The following is a 16,295-nucleotide window of genomic DNA, read 5'->3' as shown; positions in this document are numbered from 1 at the left end:
AGCCGCGGCGCCCCGGTGTCAGCCGGTGGGTTCCTCCGCCGCCACGCGGCCATCCAGCTCCGCCGTCTCCTCCTCGTCCGGCTCGTCGGCGGGCTCATCCAGGGGGACGAAGCCCGGTAGCCAGTCGATGAGTTCGTCGCGCAGCCGGACCTCCGCCCCCAGTTGGCACAGGACTCCGATGGTGCTCAGCGTCACCCGGTGTATCAGCAGGTAGGCCGGGGGGAGGTTGAGCTGCTTGCCCAGCTGGTGGGCGGGGGAGCGAGGGTCGCCGATGCGGGTGGCCTGACGCCGCATCCATTCCCGGGTGAAGGTGAACTCCTCGGCCTGCGCCGGTTCGATGACCGGCAGCAGGTACTCCAGCACCGCCTCCGGGTCCAGGTCGATGGAATCCTTCACGAACCCTTCGTCGCACAACTGCCGGTAGACCGCCTCGGCCTGCCCATCCAGCGTCATCCGCAGCGCGTTGCCGATCGCCGGCGGAAGGCCCTCGGGTAGCCGGTCCACCGTCCCGAAGTCCAGGACGCCGAGCTGCCAGGCGCTCACCGGCCCGTCGTCGGCCAGCAGCCGGAAGTTGCCCGGATGCGGGTCGGCGTGCAGCAGTCCCGTACGTGCCGGGCCGGAGAACAGGAACCGGGCCAGCAACTGCCCCGCGCGGTCCCGCTGCTCCGGGGTGCCGTCGGCGATGACCTCCGCCAGCGGTATACCGCCCAGCCACTCGGTGACCAGGATCTGATCGCTCTGGTGCACCACGGCGGGGACCCGGACGTCCCCGTCGCCGTCGAACTCCGCGGCGTGCGCCCGCTGCGCCTCGGCCTCCAGCGCGTAGTCCAGCTCCTCCGCCACCCGGTCCCGCAACTCGGTGATCAGCGGTTTGACGTCCATGCCGGGGATCAGCGGGCCCAGCAGGCGGGCGAAGCGGCTCAGTTGGGCGAGGTCCGACAGCAGTGCCTCACCGGCGCCCGGGTACTGCACCTTCACGGCGACGGGACGGCCGTCGTGCCACACCGCCCGGTGTACCTGGCCGATCGACGCGGCGGCCGACGGCTTGTTCTCGAACTCCTGGAACAGCTCCCGCCATTCCTCGCCCAGCCGTTCGGCGAGGACCGTGTGTACGGTGCTCGTCGGCATCGGCGGTGCTGCCTCCTGAAGCTTGGTCAGCGCCGCCCGGTAGGGACCGGCCACCTCCTCCGGCAGCGCCGACTCGAAGACGGACAGTGCCTGCCCGAATTTCATCGCCCCGCCCTTCAGCTCACCCAACACCTTGAAGAGCTGTTCGGCGGTGCGTTGCTGCAGTTCGCGGCCGACGATCTCGGCCGACCTGCCGCCGATCCGCTTGCCCAGGCCCCAGGTGGCGCGACCGGCGAACCCCAGGGGCAGCGCGGCCAGCTTGGCGGTGCGGGTGACCGCCTTGCGGGGAAGATCAGACATGCGCCCCTCCAACTCACACTGTCCCCAAGCGGGGTTACTCCGTCATTGTGGCGTGCCGCCGCTCCGGATCCGAGGCGCCGTCGGACGCCGCCGACCGCGCGGCACCACACCCGCACTCCGGGTGCGGCACGATCGATGAGGTGCGTATGCCCGCACCCGGCAGCGCGAACTCCAGCCGGGCGCCCGTGCACGGAGGCAACGTCCCGTCGAGGAACGTCAACGCCTGCGTCGCCGCCTGTCCCGCGACCGTCGTCGCCAGCGACGCGTCACACGCCGGGACCGCGGGGGAGCCCCGGCCCGACCGCCACTGTGCCAGCAGCCTCGGCCACGCCGGTTCCGCCTCCGTACGCCGCAGCTCATCGCAGCCGGCGCACGCGGAGAGGCCCGGCACCACCAGCGGCCCCACCACACCCGTCCCCTCCATCACGCCCGCGTACAGATGCGGGATACCGGCCGTCAACAGCGGCTCGGACAGCAGCGGATCGGGGGTGTACGCCCCCAGATCGTCCCGCGGGGTGAGGACCACCAGGGACAGACCCGGCTCGCCCGACTCGCTCACCGGGACCACCGGCCGCGGGACACGCCCCCACGGCGATGCGTCCCGCACCAGCCGCCGCGCGGCCACGTCCCGCCGCTCACCGACCTGATCCGCGCGATACCCGCCGGGCAGCACGTCCCACGGCTCGACCTTCCCGCCGTCCAGCACCTCCACCCGGCCGATGCCCGACGCGGACAGCAACGCGGCGACGGCCGCTCCTACCCGGCCCGCGCCCCGCACCCGCGCGCGGACCGCCCGCCGCGCCCCTATACGTCCCCACGCGCCGGTGGCCTCCGGATACCGTACCGACAGCGACGCCAGGTCCGGCCGGAGCCGGGCACAGGCCGCGCCGTCCGCCCGGACCGCGTCGGCCCCGGGACCGCCCCCGGACGCCACCTCCAGCAGCCCCGCGGCGCCCAACCGCTCCACCACACCCCGCGCACGGGCGGGCGACAGGCCCAGCGCATGGGCCTGGGCGATCAGCTCGTCCATGGTGCGGGTGCCGTCGATCATGTCGAGGAAGTAGCCCGTCGCGATGTCGACGGGCCCCACCACCACCGCGTGCGCCGGTGCCACGCCGTACCGCACCGTCGCCCTGTCCAGCCAACCGCGCCGCAGCGCCGGTTTGATCATCGGACGCATCGCATCCGCCCCCGTTCACCGGTCTGTCCGCGGTCCTCCGCGGTGTGTGAACACAGCATGCGCCGACAGCCGGAATACCCCCCGAGTTGTCCACAGGCCCGCGCCGCGCGGTCATACGAATGCGACGGGCTGTGGACGACCGGGCCGTCTCCGGCCGGGGCCGGATGTCAGTGGCCGCGAGTAGCCTCGGGCGCGGCCCACCGGCCGGTCACCCGTCCACCGCGGAGAAGGAGAACCCCCTGCGACCCGCCACCCCCGACCCCCGTGGCTCCACCACCGGCACCCCGACCGCGTCCGGCCCCGTCGAGGTGCGGCGCAGCGCGCGTCGGCGCAGCACCGTCTCCGCCCGCCGGGAGGGCGACCGCACCGTCGTCCTGATACCGGACCGGATGTCCCGGGCGGAGGAGGAACGCTGGGTCGCCGTGATGCTGGAGCGGCTCGCCGCGAAGGACGGCAGGCGGCGCCCCGGCGACGCGGAGCTGACCGAGCGGGCCGCCGCACTGTCGGCGCGGTTCCTGGGCGGCGAGGCCCGCCCGGCGTCGGTGCGCTGGGTCACCAACCAGAACAGCCGCTGGGGCTCGTGCACCCCCGCCGAGGGCACCATCCGCCTCTCGCACCGCCTCCAGGGCATGCCGGAATACGTCGTCGACTACGTGCTGCTGCACGAACTCGCCCACCTCCTGGTGCCCGGCCACGGCCCGCGGTTCTGGAAGCTGCTCGACGCCTACCCGCGCACCGAACGGGCCCGGGGCTACCTCGAAGGCATCGCCGCCGCCGAGCGGCTGCCGCACCCGTCCGAACCGGACGACTGACACCGGCCGGCGCCGGTCACACGCCCGGCATCCCGCATTGTCAGTGGCAGCGGATAGCCTGGCTCGCAGTACCAACTCACAGCCGGAGCGGGGGGACAGGCGTTACCTATGGCCAGGGAATTCCAGCGAGGCCACAAGGCCAGGATCGGTGACCTGACGGCAGGGACCGACCTGTACGTCGGCGTGCAGATCGGTGGCCCGGGGCTCACCTTCGACATCAGCTGTTTCGGCCTGGACGCCGATGAACGGCTCTCCGACGACCGGTACTTCGTCTTCTTCAACCAGCCCGCCTCGCCCGAGCAGGCCATCCAGCAGCTCGGCGAACAGGCCGGTGACACCCAGTCGTTCCGGGTCACCCTCGGCCGCATCCCGCCGCACATCCGGAAGCTCTCCTTCACCGCCGCCCTCGACGGCGCCGGTCAGGTCTCCCGGATCGGCCCCGGCTACCTCCGCATCGTCGCAGGCGGCGAAGAGGTCGCCCGCTACTCCTTCCACGGCTCCGAGTTCAGCACCGAACGAGCCGTCATGCTCGGCGACTTCTACCTCAAGGACGTGTGGCGGTTCGCCGCCGTCGGCCAGGGCTTCGACGGCGGCCTGGAGGCGCTGCTGAAGAACTTCGGCGGCGAGGTCGTCGAGGAGGCGGCGACGCCCGAGCCCGCCGCGCCCGAGCCCACGCAGGCCGCGCAGGCCGCGCCCGCTTTCGCCCCGCCCGCCGCACCGGCCCCGGCCTTCGCCCCGCCGCAGGCCCCGGCGCCCGCACAGCCCCAGCCCGCTGCCCCGCAGCAACCGGCCCCCGGCTTCGGCGCACCCCAGGGCACCCAGCCCGCCGCGCCGCAGCCGCCCGCACCCCAGCAGCCGCAGCCCGCCGCACCCCAGATGCACAGCGCGCCCACCATGGCCGCGCCCCTCGTCCCGCCTGGCGCCCCGAGGACGCCTCCCGCCGCGCCCGTGCCACCGCCCGCCGCCCCCGGCATCCCCGGCGGCCGGCACCAGGCCCCGTACGGACAGCCGACGCCCGGCCACGCCCCCTACGGCGCCCCGGGCCAGGCTCCCTACGGCGGAGCGCCCGCACCCGGCGGCCACGGCGCGCCCCAGGCAGCGCCGCCCGGGCAGTTCCCGCCGCAGGCACCCGCCCCGTACGGGCAGGCCCCCGGCGCGCCGCACCCCAGGCAGGCACCGGCCGTGCCGCAGGACGGTGGCCCCGGTCTCGGCGTTGTGCTGGAGAAGTACAAAGAAGCACCCACCGGGCAGCGTTGGACGCTCCAGAACAGCAAACTGGTCCGTGTCGACCTCGGCGTCGACGGGCAGCCGGTCCTCGCCCGCCAGGGCAGCATGGTGCTCTACCAGGGCAAGGTCGACTTCCACTACAAGGGCGCGGGCCTCCGCGGCCGCATCGTCGGCAATGCCACCGGCCAGGAGATGCAGCTGATGCGCTGCACCGGCCAGGGCCAGGTCTTCTTCGCCGAGGACAGCGCCCACATCCACCCCGTCGAGCTGCAGGGCGACGCCCTGTGCGTCTCCGCCGACAGCGTCCTCGCCTTCGACGAATCGCTCCAGCACGAGGTGCGCCGCGTCGAAGGCCACGGCATACCCGGGGGCGCCCTGTTCACCCTGCAGTTCCAGGGCACCGGCACCGTCGTCGTCAAGACCCGCGGCACCCCCGTCGTCCTGCCCGTCACGCCGGCCACCTTCGCCGACGCCAACGCCGTCGTCGCGTGGTCCGCCGCCGCGCAGGTGATCGTCTCCAGCCAGGTGAGCATGCGCCGTCACACCTACACCGGCCACTCCGGTGAGTCCGTGAACCTCCAATTCCGCGGCGCACCCGGCAACTTCATCGTCGTCCAGCCCTACGAGGTCTGAGGGAGCCCGCCACCATGACCCAGCAGCAGCTGTCGGGCTACGCCCCGACCCCGCCCGCCGCCCGCATGGAGAACCACGGCAGCGCCATGGCCAAGATCGCCATGCAGAGCGGCCACGACGTCTTCGCCCGCACCGGATCGATGGTCGCCTACGAAGGCTTCATCCAGTACGAGCCCAGCCCGCCCGCCGTCCGCCAGATGGCCTCCCAGTGGGTCACCGGTGAGGGCGCCCCGCTGATGAAGTGCAGCGGCGACGGCATCCTCTACCTCGCCGACTACGGCGCCGACGTCGTCTGCATCCACCTCAACGGCGAGTCGCTGTCCGTCAGCGGCACCAACCTCCTCGCCCTCGACGCCCAGCTCCAGTGGGGCGTCCAACGCGTCAAGGGCATGGCCAAGTTCGCCGGTCAGGGGCTGTTCAACGTCGGTATATCCGGCACCGGCTGGGTCGCCCTCACCTCCCGCGGCACGCCCATCGTCGTCGACTGCGGGCGCGGCGAGGACGAGACGCACGTCGACCCCGATGCCCTCGTGGCCTGGTCGACCCACCTGAAGATGAAGGGCAAGCGCAGCTTCAAGGCGTCCTCGATGATCGGACGCGGCAGCGGCGAGGCGTACCAGCTCGGCTTCTCCGGCCAGGGCTTCGTCGTCGTCCAGCCCAGCGAGGACAGCACCGACCGGCTCCGGGCCCGGGGCTGAAGGGGGACCGAGGAACATGCAGAGCCCGCTTTTCGCCCACACCGAGGCACAGACCCAGGACCGCTACGCCCTGCAGAACTCCCAGCTGCTGCGCGTCGCCCTCGAAGGGCACGAGGACCTTCTCGCCCGGAAGGGCTCCATGGTCGCCTACCAGGGACTCCTCGAATTCGAGGGCGACTACCAGACCCAGGGCCAGCACCGCGCCCGCGCCGTCACCGGCGAGGGCCTGGACCTGATGCGCATCTCCGGCCAGGGCACCGTCTACCTCGCCAACCTCGCCCAGTACGTCCACATCCTCGACGTCGACCACCAGGGCCTCACCGTCGACAGCAGCTACGTCCTGGCGCTCGACTCCGGACTCCACTGGGACGCCGTCTCCGTCGACAGCCGGTACGGCATCTCCGGCACCGGCAAGTACCAGCTCAACATCGCAGGTCAGGGCAAGGTCGTCCTCATGACCTCCGGCCAGCCGCTGATGCTGCCGGTCACCCCCGAGACCTACATCAACGCCGACGCCGACGCGGTCGTCGCCTGGTCCGCGTCGCTGCGGGTCCAGATGCAGGCCCAGACGCACTCCTCCGGCGTCTGGCGGCGCCGCGGCACCACCGGCGAAGGCTGGGAGCTGAGCTTCCTCGGCCAGGGATACGCCCTGGTCCAGCCCAGCGAACTCCTTCCGCCGCAGAACGCCGTCATAGGCTCCGGCCTCGCCGCGCAGTTCGGCATGGGGCAGCAGGGCGCCCGCGGCTCCAACCAGGGCAACATCTTCACCAACTGAGGGGCCGGCCAGGGCTGTGGGCGGAGCCAACCGGGCCCGGCCCTCCGGCCGCCGGTGCCCCGGCCCCGGCCGACGACTGCCCGGCCACCGCCCGCCACGCGACGCACGGCCCCGGCCGACGGGCACCCGCCCGCCGCCCGCCACACCGCTCCGCCCGCCCTTCGCCCGGCTCGCCGCCTACAGCAGCGCCCGCGCGCCCTCCACCAGCCGCACCACCGACTCATCGGCCACGGCCGCGACCTCGTCGTACCGGAACCACCGCAGATCCAGCGACTCGTCGCTGATCCGCGCCACCGCGCCCTCGGGCGCCACCGCCGCGAACTGCACATCCAGATGCCAGGCACACGGCGTGTGATGGCGGTCCAGCCGCACCGGGCCGCCGGGCAGTAGCTCCAGCCCCCGCGCGATACCGGACTCCTCGCGCGCCTCGCGCAGCGCCGCGTCCGCCAGCGTGGCGTCGCCGGGCTCGCAGTGGCCGCCCATCTGCAGCCACATCTTCAGCTTGCGGTGCAACGTCAGCAGCACCCGCCCGCCCGCCGGGTCGATCACCAGCGCGCTCGCCGTCAGATGCCCCGCCTTGCACGGCTTCACCATGCTGTCGGGATGCGCGGTCAGATGCTCCAGATACGCCAGCCGCAGCTCTTCCTGGGCGGGCGACGGCGCGGGCCACTCCTTGAGCGCCCGCGCCGCCTCGTCATGCAGGCTCACCGGCCGCCGTCGCCCTTGGCGCCGTCCTCGCCGTCCTTGCCGTCCTCACCGGGCTCGCCGGACGCCTGCGGCTTCCGCGGCTCCGCACCACCGCTCGCCGCGTCGCCCAGCATCTTGTCCAGCTCGGAGAAGTCCATCTGCTCGTGGTGCACAAAGCCGTCCGGGTCGTCGAGATCGGCGGCGGTCGGCAGCATGTCCGGGTGCGCCCACAGACCGTCGCGGCCCTCCAGACCCCGCGCGTCCGTCAGCGACGCCCACAGCCGGGAGGCGTCCCGCAGCCGCCGCGGCCGCAGCTGCAGCCCGATCAGCGTGGCGAACGTCTGCTCCGCCGGGCCACCGGTCGCCCGGCGCCGCCGCAGCGTCTCGCGCAGCGCGTCGGCGGACGGCAGATGCGGCGCCGCGGCGGCGTGCACCACCGCGTCCACCCAGCCCTCGACCAGCGCCAACGCCGTCTCCAGCCGCGCCAGCGCGGCCTTCTGCTCCGGGGTGTCCTCCGGCTGGAACATGCCCTGCTGCAGCGCATTCTGCAGCTCCTCGGGGTGCTGCGGGTCGATCTGGCCGACGACGTCCTCCAGCTTCGAGGTGTCGACCTTGATGCCGCGGGCGTACCCCTCCACGGCACCGAACAGATGCGAGCGCAGCCACGGCACATGCGCGAACAGCCGCTGGTGGGCGGCCTCCCGCAGCGCCAGATAGAGCCGCACCTCCTCCTCGGGCACGCCCAGACCGGAGCCGAACGTCGCGATGTTCTTGGGCAGCAGCGCCGCCTTACCGGCCGGACCCAGCGGCAGGCCCACGTCCGTCGAACCGACGACCTCGCCCGCCAGGACGCCCAGCGCCTGCCCGATCTGGGTGCCGAACATCGCGCCGCCCATGGAGCGCATCATGCCCAGCAGCGGACCCGCCATGGCCTGCATCTCACCGGGCAGCACATCGCCCATCGCCGACCCGACGCGCTCCGCGAGTGGATTCACCAGGTCCTTCCAGACCGGCAGGGTCTCCTCGACCCACTCCGCCCGGCTCCACGCCACGACCGTCCCGGCGCCCGACGGCAGCGACGTCACGCCGTCCAGCCACAGGTCGGCCAGGCGCACCGCCTCCTCGACCGCGGTGCGCTCACCCGGCGAAACGGACGCGTCCTTGCCACCCGCCTCGGTGCCCTGCGCGACCGTCTGCCGCGCGATGTCCTTGGCCATCTCCCAGTTCACCGGCCCGCCCTCGTACGAGAGCATCTGGCCGAGCTTCTGGAAGGCGGCGCCCAGGTCACCCGGGCTCATCTGGCCCTCCGGGCCGCCCATGCCGCCGAAGAGCGCCGCGAACGGATTGTCCGCGCCACCGCTCCCGCCGCCGAACCCGAACGGGTCCGCGGGGCCCTGGCTACCTCCCTGGCCGCCCTTCTTCTTGCCGTTGTCGCCGTCCTCCGGCTCCTCCGGCGGAAGGCCGAATCCGAATGGGGTGTCACTCACGGGTTTCCTCGGCTCGTAGGGCCGCCGGCCCCGGGCCGACGGCGGCTGCCCGACATCACCCTCCAGCGTAGACACCCTCAGAGCATCGGGGCTCGGTGCTCCGCTCTCGGGACGCCTGCGGCAGGATGGACGCCACCTGTACGTACGCGCCGGTACGCATACGCACTGAAGACAACCGCTGGAGACGCCCGGTGAGTTCCCCAGATCCGACCGTTCGCGCAGCGCGAAACGCTGACGCCCCGACCTCGCAGACCGGACGCGGTACCGAAGAACCGGCCCCGCGGCCCGGCCGCCGCCCCGTCATCGCCGTCACCGGAGCCGCAACCGGCATCGGCGCGCTGCTGACCCGCGCCCTCGCCGCGTCCGACGAGGTCAAGCAGGTCATCGCCATCGACGAGCGGCGCGGCGACATCCCCGAGGCCCACTGGCACATCCTGGACATCCGGGACCCGGCCATCGCCGAGAAGCTGCACGGTGCCGACGTCATCGTCCACCTCGCGCTCGACCTCGACCTGGAGTCCGACGCCGCCGCCCGCACCGCCTACAACGTCCGCGGCACCCAGACCGTCCTCACCGCCGCGGCCGCCGCCGGGGTGCACCGCGTCGTGCTCTGCACCTCCGCGATGGTCTACGGCGCGCTGCCGGACAACGACATCCCGCTCGCCGAGGACGCCGAGCTGCGGGCCACCGCCGACGCCACCGGGGTCGGCGACCTCCTGGAGATCGAACGCCTCGCCCAGCGGGCGCCCCGCGCCCACCCCGGCCTGAACTGCACCGTCGTACGGCCCGCCGTCCTGGTGGGCGGCACCGACACCGCGCTGACCCGGTACTTCGAGTCGCCGCGCCTCCTGGTCGTCGCGGGCTCCCGCCCCGCCTGGCAGTTCTGCCACGTCGAGGACCTGGTCGGCGCCCTGGAGTACGCGGCCCTGGAGAAGGTCGAGGGCGAGCTGGCGGTCGGCTGCGACGGCTGGCTGGACCAGGAGGAGGTCGAGGAGCTGTCCGGCATCCGGCGCATGGAGCTGCCGTCCTCCGTCGCCCTGGGCGCCGCGGCCCGGCTGCACCGCATCGGGCTGACCCCCTCGCCCGCCGGGGACCTCGCGTACACCATGCACCCCTGGGTGGTCAGCGGCAGCCGGCTGCACGAGGCGGGCTGGCGGCCCCGGTGGACCAACGAGGAGGTCCTCGCCGAGCTGCTGGAGGAGGTCGCCGGGCGGCACACCGTCGCCGGACGCCGCCTCGGCCGCAAGGACGCCACCGCCGCCGGTGCCGCCGGTGCGACCGTCGCCCTCCTGGGCACCGCCGCCCTGGTACGCCGCGCCCGCAAGGCCCGCCGCCGTATCTGACGCGGCCCCCGGGCACGGCGCGCAGGGGCTGCCCCTGGAGGACCCTCCGGTCCGCGCGCCCCGCGCCCGGGGGAACGGCCATTCCCCTTCCGGGGCGCGGTGCGGCACGATGGCGGCATGTCTGGCACGCACGTCACCCCGACCCCAGGCCGTGACCACCCCGGAGAACGGGCCGCGGCAGACCCCGTCCGGCTGCTGGCGATCCGCGAGACGCCGCTCTCCGTCGACGAGGTGTTCGCGGCCGTCGGCGACGCCGCGGCGGGCGGCACCGCGCTGTTCGTCGGCACGGTCCGCTCGCACGACGGCGGCACCGACGTCGACGCGCTGGGCTACTCCGCGCACCCCACGGCCGAGGCGGAGCTGCGCCGGGTCGCCGAGAAGGTTGCCGCAGACTTCCCGGTCCGCGCGCTGGCCGCCGTCCACCGGGTCGGCGACCTGACCGTCGGCGACCTCGCCGTCGTCGTCGCGGTCTCCTGCCCGCACCGCGCCGAGGCGTTCGCCGCGTGCCGCAGGCTGATCGACGACCTCAAGGCGACGGTGCCGATCTGGAAGCACCAGACCTTCTCGGACGGCACCGAGGAGTGGGTCGGCGCCTGACGACGCGCCCCTCGGTCACGCGCCCGGCCCCGCCGCGCCGCCCGGACGGCCCCCGGACGCGGAGCCGACCGGGTGGGCGGGTTCCGGTTGCGTAACCCGCCCCCTGGCGTGAGCGTTGACCTGGCAGATGGTTAATCTGCTTATTCGTCGATAGCGGTGGGACACTTTCGGGAGGCCACTATGGGTGCGCTCCTCTGGCTGTTGATTCCGGTCCTCGCCGCGCTCGCCGCCATGCTGTGGAGCACCTGGGCACAACGCAACCGCAGAAGCGGCGGCGACATCGCGGAGCTGGCCGGATACGAACGCTTCCGGGCCGCGATGGAGCGCGAGCACTCCGGATCCGATCTGGTCTGACCCGGCGTCCGCCCGCCGCACCGGAGCACACCGGTCGGCGGGCGGACACCGGTCGGCCCGCCCGCCTCGTACGGACGGCCCCGCGAGCCGGTTGTCATACCCGTCCCGTACTGTCGTTCCATGCCACGCCGCACCGCGACGCTGCTCGCCTCGACACTGATGCTGATCGCGCTGCTCTGCGCCGGGGTGCTCATTCCCGTGCCGTACGCCGAGATGTCGCCGGGCCCCACCGTCAACACCCTCGGCGATCACGAGGGCCAGCCGGTGCTGCGGATCTCCGGCCGCAAGACGTACCCGACGAACGGTCACCTCAACATGACCACCGTCCGCGTCACCGGACCCGATTACTCCATGAATCTCCTGGAGGCGGTCTACGGCTGGCTCGACCCCGACAGCGCGGTCGTCCCGCACAAGACGCTCTACCCCGAGGGACAGACCGCCGAGCAGGCCGACCAGGAGAACGCCGAGGAGTTCTCCCAGTCCCAGGAGAGTGCCAAGGTCGCGGCGCTGAACCAACTGCACGTCCCCGTCGCCACCCAGACCGTCGTCGCCTCCGTGCTCAAGGGCAAGCCCGCCGACGGACTGCTGCACGCCGGGGATGTGATCAAGGCGGTGGACGGTACGCCGGTGAAGGCGAAGGACGACGTCACCAAGCTCGTCACTCGTCACCAGCCGGGGGAGAAGGTCGTCTTCACGGTCATCCCGGCCAAGACCGCGGCGGCCGAAGAGAAGAAGGGGAAGCGGCCCGAGAGCGGCCGCAAGAACGTCACGGTGCCCACGGTGAAGGCCGACGGCGGCCGCGCCCTCGTCGGTATCCAGGCGGGCGTCGACCACATCTTCCCGTTCTCCATCGACGTCAAGCTCGCCGATGTCGGCGGCCCCAGCGCCGGGCTGATGTTCGCCCTCGGCATCGTCGACAAGCTCAGCCCGCAGAGCCTCACCGGCGGCAAGTTCATCGCCGGTACGGGCACCATCGACGACCAGGGCAAGGTCGGCCCGATCGGCGGCATCTCCATGAAGACGGTCGGCGCCCGTGCCAAGGGCGCCGAGTACTTCCTCACGCCGAAGGACAACTGCGCCTCCGCGGCGAAGGACACCCCCGAGGGCCTCACCCTCGTCAAGGTCGACACCATAGGTGACGCCGTCAAGGCGCTGAAGAAGATCAGCAGCGGGCACACCGCCGGTCTGCCCAGCTGCTCCACATCCCGCTAGGGCCGCGTCCGGCGTACGGGGAACCGCCCCGTACGCCGCCCGTTCCCGGTCACGCCTCGAACGTCGCCGCCAGCGCGTCCGCGAGGCCCGGCACCAGCGAGGCGCCCGTGAGCACCTCGGACGTCGCGTCCTTCTCGCGCAGCCGCAGCGCAGACTCCCGGGAGCCGTCCCGCAGCACCGCCACCGTCATCCGGACCTCCTGACGGTCCGGGTGCTCGGCCACCCACGTGGCGAGCTGCTTCTCGTTCAGCCCGGCGGGCACCGAGTCCTCGGCCGACGGCGGCAGCATCAGCCGCTCCACGGTCAGCGCGCACCCGGCGACCGCGTCGGGCCAGGCGATGGTGGCGAGGAATTCGTCGAGCGGGGTCTGTGCGGGGATCTCGTCCTGCTCGACGGGGGTCAGCGACGCGGCCGCGTCGTCGTCGATGCCCAGCTGGGAGGCGAGTGCGGGCTCCTGTGCCCGCAGCTTGGCGGAGTCCACGAGGGCGAAGAGTCGGGCGGGCTGGTCCCAGCCCAGCCCGGCGCTGTACTCGTCGATCTCGAGTACCGCGCGGGTCAGCGGAGAGGCGGCGAGGGGGGTGCCGTCCACGGGGTTGTTCGTCATGTTTCACATCGTGCCTTGTGAACCCCGGAAATCGGGAACCGGGTAAAGCCTTCGTAAGTTGGTGGAGTGGGTCCTACTATCTCCGGGCCTGTTCCACACGACAGCGAACTTCGAGGTGCGCACCTTGGCTTTCCAGATGCCGGACCGCGGCGGAGGCCCCTCCGGGCCACGGATGAGAGTCGGCCGGCCGTCGCGGCGGGCCCGGACCCTTTTCATGACGGTGGGCGTACTGGCCGTCCTGGCCATGCTTTTTGTGATGTTCTCCGGGTTCTGGACCGACTGGCTCTGGTACCGCTCGGTGAGATACGCCTCCGTCTTCACCACCACGCTGTGGACGAAGATCGGCCTCTTCGCCGTCTTCGGTGTGCTGATGGCAGTGGTCGTCGGCGTCAACATCTGGCTGGCCCACCGCCTGCGGCCGCCGCTCAGCGCGATGTCCATGGAGCAGCAGAGCCTGGACCGCTACCGCATGAGCCTGGCGCCGTTCAAGAAGTGGGTGCTGCTGGCGATCTCCACGGTCGTCGGCCTGGTCGCCGGAGCCTCCGCGTCCGGTGAGTGGCGCACCTGGCTCCAGTGGATCAACGGCGTGCCGTTCGGGCAGAAGGACCCGCAGTTCGGCAAGGACGTCGCGTTCTACGCCTTCGACCTGCCCTGGTACCGCTTCCTGCTGAGCTTCGGCTTCGCCGCCGCGGTGCTCTGCCTGGTCGCCGCCGCGCTCACCCACTACCTCTACGGCGGCCTGCGGCTCACCAGTCCCGGCTCGCGCGCGACCGCCGCCGCCACCGGCCATCTGTCGGTGCTGCTGGGCATCTTCGTCTCGCTCAAGGCCATCGCGTACTGGCTCGACCGCTACGGCCTCGCCGTGAAGTCGAGCGGGCTGCGGTCCGCCGACGGCTGGACGGGCCTGCGGTACGTCGACGCCAACGCCTATCTCCCGGCGAAAACGATCCTGTTCTTCATCGCGGCGATCTGCGCGGTGCTGTTCTTCGCGACCCTGTGGCGCCGCACCTGGCAGCTGCCGGTCATCGGCTTCGGCCTGATGGTCCTCTCGGCGGTGCTGATCGGCGGTCTGTACCCGGCGATCGTGCAGAAGTTCCAGGTCCAGCCGAACGAGCAGGCCAAGGAAGCGCCGTACATCAAGCAGAACATCAAGGCGACGCGGGACGCGTACGACATCCAGGACTCGAAGGTCACCGGCTACAAGGGCGACTACCAGCCCGGCAGCAAGGGCGAGAGTCAGAAGCTCCGGGACAACGCCGACACCACCGCCAGCATGCGGCTGCTCGACCCGAACGTCGTCTCCCCGGCGTTCCAGCAACAGCAGCAGGTGCGCGGCTACTACCAGTTCCCCTCCACCCTCGACGTCGACCGGTACAAGGACAAGGACGGCGTCGAGCAGGACACCGTCATCGGTCTGCGCGAGCTGAACATCGCCGGTATCCCCGAGCGCAACTGGATCAACGACCACTTCAAGTACACCCACGGCTACGGCGCGGTGGCGGCGAAGGGCACCGAGATCTCGGAGGGCGGCGGCCCGAAGTACACCGAGTCGGACCTGCCGTCCAAGGGCAAGCTGCCCTCGTACGAGCAGCGGATCTACTACGGCGAGAAGACCACGCAGTACTCCATCGTCGGCGGTCCGCAGAAGGAGCTGGACTACTCCGACGACAGCGGCGAGAAGAGCTACACCTACCAGGGCAAGAGCGGTGTCAGCCTCGCCAACCCGGTCAACCGCGCCGCGTACGCGGTGGCGTTCGGCGAGCCGCAGATCCTCTACTCCGGGGCGATCGGCGACGGTTCGCGGATCCTGTACAACCGCACGCCCAAGGAGCGCGTCGAGGCGGTCGCGCCGTGGCTGACCATCGACGGTGACGCGTACCCGGCGGTCATCAACGGCCGGGTCCAGTGGATCGTCGACGCGTACACCACCAGCAACGGCTATCCGTACGCCTCGCGGACCACGCTCGGCGACACCACCGCCGATTCGCTCACCAACGGACAGCGGGCGGTGATGGCCCAGCAGAACCAGGTCAACTACATCCGCAACTCCGTGAAGGCGACGGTCGACGCGTACGACGGCACGGTCAAGCTCTACCAGTGGGACAAGGCGGACCCGGTCCTCAAGACCTGGATGAAGTCCTTCCCCGGCACGGTCGAGCCGCGCAGCGCGATCAGCCCGCAGCTGATGGAGCATCTGCGCTACCCGCAGGACCTCTTCAAGGTCCAGCGGCAGCTGCTGACGACGTACCACGTCACGGAACCGGGCACCTTCTACACCGGCTCCGAGCGCTGGCAGATCCCCAACGATCCGACGAACAAGTCGGGCAACTCCGTGCCGCCGTACTACCTGAGCATGAAGATGCCGGACCAGAAGGATCAGACGTTCTCGCTGACGACGACGTTCACGCCCAACAAGAGGGACAACCTGGGCGCGTTCATGGCCGTCGACGCGAACGCGACCAGCGGCGACTACGGCAAGATCAGAATCCTGAAGCTGCCGTCGGAGACGCCGGTGCCGGGACCGCAGCTGGTGCAGTCGAAGTTCAACTCCGATCCGCAGATCGCCAATGAGCTGAACATCCTCAAGAAGTTCGGTGACTCGGAGATCGAGTACGGCAATCTGCTGACCGTGCCACTGGACGGCGGTCTGCTCTACGTCGAGCCGGTCTATCTGCGCGGCGCCAACACCAACTACCCGCTCCTGAAGAAGGTGCTGGTGAGTTACGGCGACAACAAGCCCGTCCTGGAGAACTCCCTCAAGGACGCGCTGGACGTCGTCTTCGGCAAGAAGGCACCGAGCAGCACCGCACCGGGCGAGGAACCGCCCACCGGCGGCGAGACGACCCAGCCGCCGTCCGACCAGACGGTGCAGGAGGCGCTGACCGACGCACAGAAGGCGTACGAGGCGGGCGAGAAGGCCCGGGTCGACGGCGACTGGAGCGCGTACGGCGACGCCCAGAAGAAGCTCAAGGAGGCGCTGGACCGCGCCGCCGCCGCCGAGAAGAAGGCGGACAAGAAGGGCGGCGGCTCCGGCGGCTGACCGCCCGTGCCGCCCGTGGTGGCCGCCGGTCCTCCCGGCGGCCACCGAGCGCAGCGGGGCCGGTGCGGGGCCCGCCCCGCGCCGTGGTAAGTTGAGGACACAACGACGCGGGGTGGAGCAGCTCGGTAGCTCGCTGGGCTCATAACCCAGAGGTCGCAGGTTCAAATCCTGTCCCCGCTACTGAAGACGAAGGCCCGGATTCTTCGAGAATCCGGGCC

14 protein-coding genes and 1 tRNA gene are annotated in these 16,295 nt (G+C 71.7%); 10 read left to right on the top strand and 5 right to left on the bottom strand.

Going from position 1 to position 16,295, the window contains the following annotated elements; translation table 11 throughout:
* Positions 1–18: 18 nt before the first annotated feature.
* Both ACFWWQ_RS28390 and ACFWWQ_RS28385 read right to left on the bottom strand, forming a co-directional pair.
* Positions 19–1,428 carry an ABC1 kinase family protein gene (locus ACFWWQ_RS28390; RefSeq protein WP_384601964.1) on the bottom strand — a complete coding sequence of 470 codons (1,410 nt, stop codon included), beginning with the start codon at positions 1,426–1,428 and terminating at the stop codon, positions 19–21.
* A gap of 34 nt (positions 1,429–1,462) precedes the next feature.
* Positions 1,463–2,599 (bottom strand): ThiF family adenylyltransferase, encoded by a 1,137-nt coding sequence (locus ACFWWQ_RS28385; protein ID WP_384601963.1) that lies wholly within the window; start codon positions 2,597–2,599, stop codon positions 1,463–1,465.
* 248 nt (positions 2,600–2,847) lie between these two features.
* Here ACFWWQ_RS28385 and ACFWWQ_RS28380 point away from each other — a divergent pair, with 248 nt between their 5' ends.
* The 4 genes from ACFWWQ_RS28380 to ACFWWQ_RS28365 all read left to right on the top strand — a co-directional run bounded on the left by ACFWWQ_RS28380 (position 2,848) and on the right by ACFWWQ_RS28365 (position 6,753).
* Positions 2,848–3,420, top strand: coding sequence for a M48 family metallopeptidase (locus ACFWWQ_RS28380; protein ID WP_384601973.1), 573 nt, complete (start codon positions 2,848–2,850; stop codon positions 3,418–3,420).
* Positions 3,421–3,528: 108 nt separating this feature from the next.
* Entirely contained in the window at positions 3,529–5,280 is a 1,752-nt protein-coding gene (locus tag ACFWWQ_RS28375) for a TerD family protein (protein WP_384601961.1), read from the top strand.
* Positions 5,281–5,294: 14 nt separating this feature from the next.
* Positions 5,295–5,978 carry an AIM24 family protein gene (locus ACFWWQ_RS28370; RefSeq protein ID WP_384601960.1) on the top strand — a complete coding sequence of 228 codons (684 nt, stop codon included), beginning with the start codon at positions 5,295–5,297 and terminating at the stop codon, positions 5,976–5,978.
* A gap of 16 nt (positions 5,979–5,994) precedes the next feature.
* Entirely contained in the window at positions 5,995–6,753 is a 759-nt protein-coding gene (locus ACFWWQ_RS28365; RefSeq protein ID WP_384601958.1) for an AIM24 family protein, read from the top strand.
* Between the two features lie 177 nt (positions 6,754–6,930).
* Here ACFWWQ_RS28365 and ACFWWQ_RS28360 read toward each other — a convergent pair whose 3' ends face one another.
* Positions 6,931–7,461 carry an NUDIX hydrolase gene (locus ACFWWQ_RS28360; protein WP_384601956.1) on the bottom strand — a complete coding sequence of 177 codons (531 nt, stop codon included), beginning with the start codon at positions 7,459–7,461 and terminating at the stop codon, positions 6,931–6,933.
* A complete protein-coding gene (locus tag ACFWWQ_RS28355; RefSeq protein WP_384601954.1) occupies positions 7,458–8,927 on the bottom strand; it encodes a zinc-dependent metalloprotease in 1,470 nt (489 codons plus the stop codon). Before ACFWWQ_RS28355 ends, ACFWWQ_RS28360 begins: the two co-directional genes overlap by 4 nt.
* Before the next feature lie 191 nt (positions 8,928–9,118).
* Here ACFWWQ_RS28355 and ACFWWQ_RS28350 point away from each other — a divergent pair, with 191 nt between their 5' ends.
* The 4 genes from ACFWWQ_RS28350 (at position 9,119) to ACFWWQ_RS28335 (ending at position 12,433) form a co-directional block, all read left to right on the top strand.
* Positions 9,119–10,270, top strand: a complete 1,152-nt coding sequence (locus ACFWWQ_RS28350) for an SDR family oxidoreductase (RefSeq protein ID WP_384601952.1) — start codon at positions 9,119–9,121, stop codon at positions 10,268–10,270.
* Between the two features lie 117 nt (positions 10,271–10,387).
* Complete coding sequence (locus tag ACFWWQ_RS28345; protein ID WP_143941611.1) at positions 10,388–10,867, top strand: molybdenum cofactor biosynthesis protein MoaE; 480 nt, start codon at positions 10,388–10,390, stop codon at positions 10,865–10,867.
* A gap of 180 nt (positions 10,868–11,047) precedes the next feature.
* Positions 11,048–11,221, top strand: coding sequence for a hypothetical protein (locus ACFWWQ_RS28340; RefSeq protein ID WP_185993890.1), 174 nt, complete (start codon positions 11,048–11,050; stop codon positions 11,219–11,221).
* Positions 11,222–11,341: 120 nt separating this feature from the next.
* Complete coding sequence (locus tag ACFWWQ_RS28335; RefSeq protein ID WP_384601950.1) at positions 11,342–12,433, top strand: PDZ domain-containing protein; 1,092 nt, start codon at positions 11,342–11,344, stop codon at positions 12,431–12,433.
* Between the two features lie 49 nt (positions 12,434–12,482).
* On the opposite strand, the gene ACFWWQ_RS28330 is transcribed toward ACFWWQ_RS28335, so the two are convergent.
* Positions 12,483–13,037 (bottom strand): PPA1309 family protein, encoded by a 555-nt coding sequence (locus tag ACFWWQ_RS28330; RefSeq protein WP_384601949.1) that lies wholly within the window; start codon positions 13,035–13,037, stop codon positions 12,483–12,485.
* Between the two features lie 214 nt (positions 13,038–13,251).
* Between ACFWWQ_RS28330 and ACFWWQ_RS28325 the strand changes: the two genes are divergently transcribed.
* Positions 13,252–16,077 carry a UPF0182 family protein gene (locus tag ACFWWQ_RS28325; protein ID WP_384601947.1) on the top strand — a complete coding sequence of 942 codons (2,826 nt, stop codon included), beginning with the start codon at positions 13,252–13,254 and terminating at the stop codon, positions 16,075–16,077.
* 106 nt (positions 16,078–16,183) lie between these two features.
* Positions 16,184–16,257, top strand: a tRNA-Met gene (locus ACFWWQ_RS28320).
* Positions 16,258–16,295 lie beyond the last annotated feature (38 nt).

This window comes from Streptomyces sp. NPDC059080, from assembly GCF_042739975.1.
GTDB lineage: Bacteria > Actinomycetota > Actinomycetes > Streptomycetales > Streptomycetaceae > Streptomyces > Streptomyces benahoarensis.
Note: the sequence above shows the minus strand (reverse complement) of the source record. Positions and strands in the feature narration are given on the sequence as shown.

Excerpts from the sequence above, each read along its gene's own strand:
- ACFWWQ_RS28330 (WP_384601949.1), bottom strand. The coding sequence starts at position 13,037 with ATGACGAACAACCCCGTGGACGGCACCCCCCTCGCCGCCTCTCCGCTG.
- ACFWWQ_RS28345 (WP_143941611.1), top strand. The coding sequence starts at position 10,388 with ATGTCTGGCACGCACGTCACCCCGACCCCAGGCCGTGACCACCCCGGA.
- ACFWWQ_RS28370 (WP_384601960.1), top strand. The coding sequence starts at position 5,295 with ATGACCCAGCAGCAGCTGTCGGGCTACGCCCCGACCCCGCCCGCCGCC.
- ACFWWQ_RS28375 (WP_384601961.1), top strand. The coding sequence starts at position 3,529 with ATGGCCAGGGAATTCCAGCGAGGCCACAAGGCCAGGATCGGTGACCTG.
- ACFWWQ_RS28365 (WP_384601958.1), top strand. The coding sequence starts at position 5,995 with ATGCAGAGCCCGCTTTTCGCCCACACCGAGGCACAGACCCAGGACCGC.
- ACFWWQ_RS28325 (WP_384601947.1), top strand. The coding sequence starts at position 13,252 with ATGACGGTGGGCGTACTGGCCGTCCTGGCCATGCTTTTTGTGATGTTC.
- ACFWWQ_RS28385 (WP_384601963.1), bottom strand. The coding sequence starts at position 2,599 with ATGATCAAACCGGCGCTGCGGCGCGGTTGGCTGGACAGGGCGACGGTG.
- ACFWWQ_RS28390 (WP_384601964.1), bottom strand. The coding sequence starts at position 1,428 with ATGTCTGATCTTCCCCGCAAGGCGGTCACCCGCACCGCCAAGCTGGCC.
- ACFWWQ_RS28340 (WP_185993890.1), top strand. The coding sequence starts at position 11,048 with ATGGGTGCGCTCCTCTGGCTGTTGATTCCGGTCCTCGCCGCGCTCGCC.
- ACFWWQ_RS28335 (WP_384601950.1), top strand. The coding sequence starts at position 11,342 with ATGCCACGCCGCACCGCGACGCTGCTCGCCTCGACACTGATGCTGATC.